Origin of the sequence: Arthrobacter cheniae, from assembly GCF_003602275.1 — a bacterium.
Lineage (GTDB): Bacteria > Actinomycetota > Actinomycetes > Actinomycetales > Micrococcaceae > Arthrobacter_D > Arthrobacter_D cheniae.
Genome location: NZ_QZVT01000028.1, coordinates 1 through 3463 on the forward strand (window position 1 = coordinate 1; position 3463 = coordinate 3463).

4 protein-coding genes are annotated in these 3463 nt (G+C 59.8%); all 4 read right to left on the reverse strand.

Annotated features, from left to right (window positions below; translation table 11 throughout):
• Nucleotides 1–796: copper amine oxidase (locus tag D6T63_RS18760; RefSeq protein ID WP_456236545.1), on the reverse strand; the 796-nt coding region annotated here is incomplete at its 3' end.
• A 108-nt stretch (nt 797–904) separates the two neighbouring features.
• Nucleotides 905–1906: a heme-dependent oxidative N-demethylase family protein gene (locus D6T63_RS18765; protein WP_120150847.1), complete on the reverse strand. Its 1002-nt coding sequence runs from the start codon at nt 1904–1906 to the stop codon at nt 905–907.
• A complete protein-coding gene (locus D6T63_RS18770) occupies nt 1903–2883 on the reverse strand; it encodes a PDR/VanB family oxidoreductase (RefSeq protein ID WP_120150848.1) in 981 nt (326 codons plus the stop codon). Before D6T63_RS18770 ends, D6T63_RS18765 begins: the two co-directional genes overlap by 4 nt.
• Complete coding sequence (locus D6T63_RS20065) at nt 2880–3365, reverse strand: dimethylamine monooxygenase subunit DmmA family protein (RefSeq protein ID WP_120150849.1); 486 nt, start codon at nt 3363–3365, stop codon at nt 2880–2882. Before D6T63_RS20065 ends, D6T63_RS18770 begins: the two co-directional genes overlap by 4 nt.
• Nucleotides 3366–3463: the final 98 nt, after the last annotated feature.

Here is a 3463-nt window from a genome sequence, read left to right on the forward strand (position 1 = left end):
CCACGCCCTTGTCCTGGTAGCGCAGCTGGTGCAGGACCAGGCCCTCGCGGGGGGTGAATCCGATGCGGAACGTCCAGTTGGCCCACTGGACATGGTTACCGGTGACCGTGAAGGACGGGCCTTCGGGCTGGGTGATGGAAATGGGCTTCAGATCGGTCCGGGCCGGGCCGACGTACTTGGGCAGGTAATTGCCGCTAGCGGCCGGAACAGGTGTCTTCTCATCGTCCTGGAGCTGCACGACCTCGCCGGTGTTGAGGTCGACGATGACGATGAAGTTCTCGATCGGGTGGGCATACGGGCTGTCGTCGGGCTCGTCACGGACGAAGACCAGGGCGCGCATCAGGCGCCGTCCTTCGTNACCCACCGACCACGGCTCGAAGCACACCAATCCCATATCGGTGATGCCACGAGCTGCCAGGGCCGCGATGACCTCGGGGTTCTTCCGGCAGCTCTCCTCACCCTCGGCGAACTCGTCCAGCATGAACGGCGGATGCACTCCCGCACCCAACTGCGTCCACGTCGAGACGATGCCCGCATCAAGGTCGACGATCGCCTCATAAGAGCGCCCCTCGGCACGATCGATCAGGACCGCGTCAGCCTCACGCACCGTCTCAATACCGGCCCGCAGCAAATCCTTCGCCGGCTCACGCAACTCGATACTGATGAAACGGAACGAATCCGCCGCAGCCGGCCCCTCCTTCAAGATCGAAGCCGCACGCGAAATCTCAGCACGGGAAAGCGGATCAAGGGGGTACTCCACCCCAACTACGGTGTTGACGTCACTGTCGATACTCATCGTTCTCTCCTTGAATACATGAATCGGAAATTGATTGAAAATAGGCCTGTAACCCAGTTCTGGTGGCCAAACGAGTCAGAACTGAACGGAAAAGAGCTGTGCCTCTGGTCAGCCGGCCAACAGCCAGTCAGATGCCGCTTTGCGGTAGCGGATGAATCCCTTGTACTCAGCCATGTCGTCCGGAAGCTCGGCCAGGACATGGCCGAGGTTTTCCCGCCAAGCAGGTACTTTCGCGATGTCGGTGAGAGGCAGGAGATAGGACCGGATCAGGAACAACACAGTTCCGGTGTGTGGAAGGCAAACGAGGTGTTGTACCTCAACCCGCAGGTGGAGCCGCTCCGGCAAGTTGGGGTCCTCAGCTAGGGTGCTACGGTCATGGGCCCATTGCGGGTATGTTTCGGTCGATGTGTCCAGACGGTGATCTATCGTCATCGTCCAGTTGGTCCTCCGGTATTGCTCACCGGGCTGCAGGCGCAGGAGGAACTGCTCGGCACGGCTCACGATGCGTTCTTCAGTGATCCGCGGAACTGGGCCGTGGATCTCGTGGAACTTCATACCGGTGTCAAACCCGATCGACCAGTCCGCGGCGAAGGTGATAACTCCCGCGTCGAGCCACAGTGCGTCCTCACGCTTATCGAGGAAGGCCATATCGTCCTGGATCTGGCTGCCGAGGAACCGCAACGGTCCCATCGGAAGTGAGTCATCGACCCCGACGGTGAACTGCACGTCCAGGTTCTGCAGGTCGTTGCGCCATCGACATCTCTTGCCTTCTTTGGTGAAGGACATTGTGTCTGGGTAGTCCTTTGCCATGGCAGGCAGCAGGGTAGTTATGGCGTCCCAGATGGCAGGCCGCATATGAGGAAGAAACTGGAGGCGTGAGGGATCTCGTTCCAGTATTGCCTCGCGTTCCCTCAGTTCCTCGAGGTAGTACTCGTCGATATCAATCAGCGAACTTCCCCATTCACCCACTTCTGTCTTCACTACTTTGTTAGCCGGCTCGACGTTGGCGCTGTAGCGGTAATTCTCGGCGATGAAAGGCCAGGGAAAGCGTCTGATTCGTTCGGGCAGGACAGAGGTACTTGGATGGTCGTCTCTCGTGGTGATACTCACAGGTCCAACTCCAATTCTTCGTCTACGCTGCGCGAGACACAGCACATGATGGTGGTGTTTTCAGCCTTTTCCTGGTCCGTCAGGTAAAGGTCCCGGTGCAGGGGTTTCCCGCGAAGGACAGGCAAGACACATTCACCGCAAATCCCCTTACGACACATATTCGGAATACTTTTTCCTGCGTTCTCAAGGGTTTCCAGCAATGAGACGCCAGCCGGAACCTCCAACCTGACACCGCTGCGGGCGAGGTTGACCGCGAACGGTTCGCCGGCATCGAGTTCGGCTGCGCCGAACGCTTCTGAGTGCAGCAGGCCCTGGGGCCAACCCAGGTTCTGCGCCTGTTCGAGGACGCCGTCCATGAAAGCAGTCGGGCCGCAGACGTAAAGGTGAGTCCCAAGCTTCTGATTCGTGAGAGCTTCCATCAGAGCTTCCTGGAAACTCTGACGATTGCTGCACTCCGTCAAGGCTGATCCGAGCAGGTCCCTCGCTTCTTTGACGTGAGCTCCCGCTCCAGGCCGGTACACGTAGATCAGTGATGCTTTCGTACCCCACTCGGCGGCGTACCGGGCGTGGGAGAGCACCGGGGTGATACCGATCCCGGCGGCGATCAGCAGATGGTGCGTAGCTGTTGCCGCAGGAGCAAAAGCGCTGCGGGGCAAAGACGTATGAACCCGGTCACCGATGGCGAGACGATGCATGGCTAAAGAACCGCCAGCGCCGCCTTCGACCTGAAGGACGGAGATCGTGTATTGCGTAGGACTGTTGCCTGAGCCGGTGAGGGAATAGGCATTCGCGCCTCCATCTGCGTACTGAACGATGAGGTGGCTTCCCGGGACATAAGACGGCAGGGTTGCGCCCGAGGGGTCAGCAAACGTGATACTGACAATGCAGTCCGTCTGCCTGCTGACATCCCTCACCTCCAGCTGAAGGCCGCCTTCGACCGCAGGATGGATACTGGTTGCGAGAGCCGTCACTGTCATGTTGCCTCCTCCGCGTGCGCTGAGAATCCTAAATACCCACCAACACGGCGGGAAAAGTGATCTGTAAAGAACAAAGTGGTGCCGCACCCCTGGCAGTCCACCTCGGAACCGATGGGTTGATCAGCTTTTGTGCGGGTATGGCAATGCCCGCAGAAGATGATCCGCGGTCCAGTCTCATCAGGCAGAAGGGTCATCTCCTCGTCGGTCAACCCGCAACCCGCGGCCAGCGAGGCGGCTGCGTGGATGTCGGCTGGAGGACCGGCGAGGACCAGTCGAGCCCCGACGCGCGTAACTCCCAGCACGACCTTCAAATCCGACAGGGCTTGAGGGTTTGCAGACCCGAAACGGAGATCAAGCCTGGGCCGCCCACCGGTTTCATGACCCGCGGTGCCATCTGATGAACCGAACGCCACACAGATGACACCGCGGAAACCCGACTCCAAACCAGCACCTGCCAAGGGCAGCACGGATCCCGGATGCATGATTGGTTTAGGCTGCGAAGTTGCGGTCGCCGGCGAAGAACCCGAGGGCGTAGTCGGGGGTTTCGAATTTGACGGCCGTGCCCTTGGGGAAGAAGAGG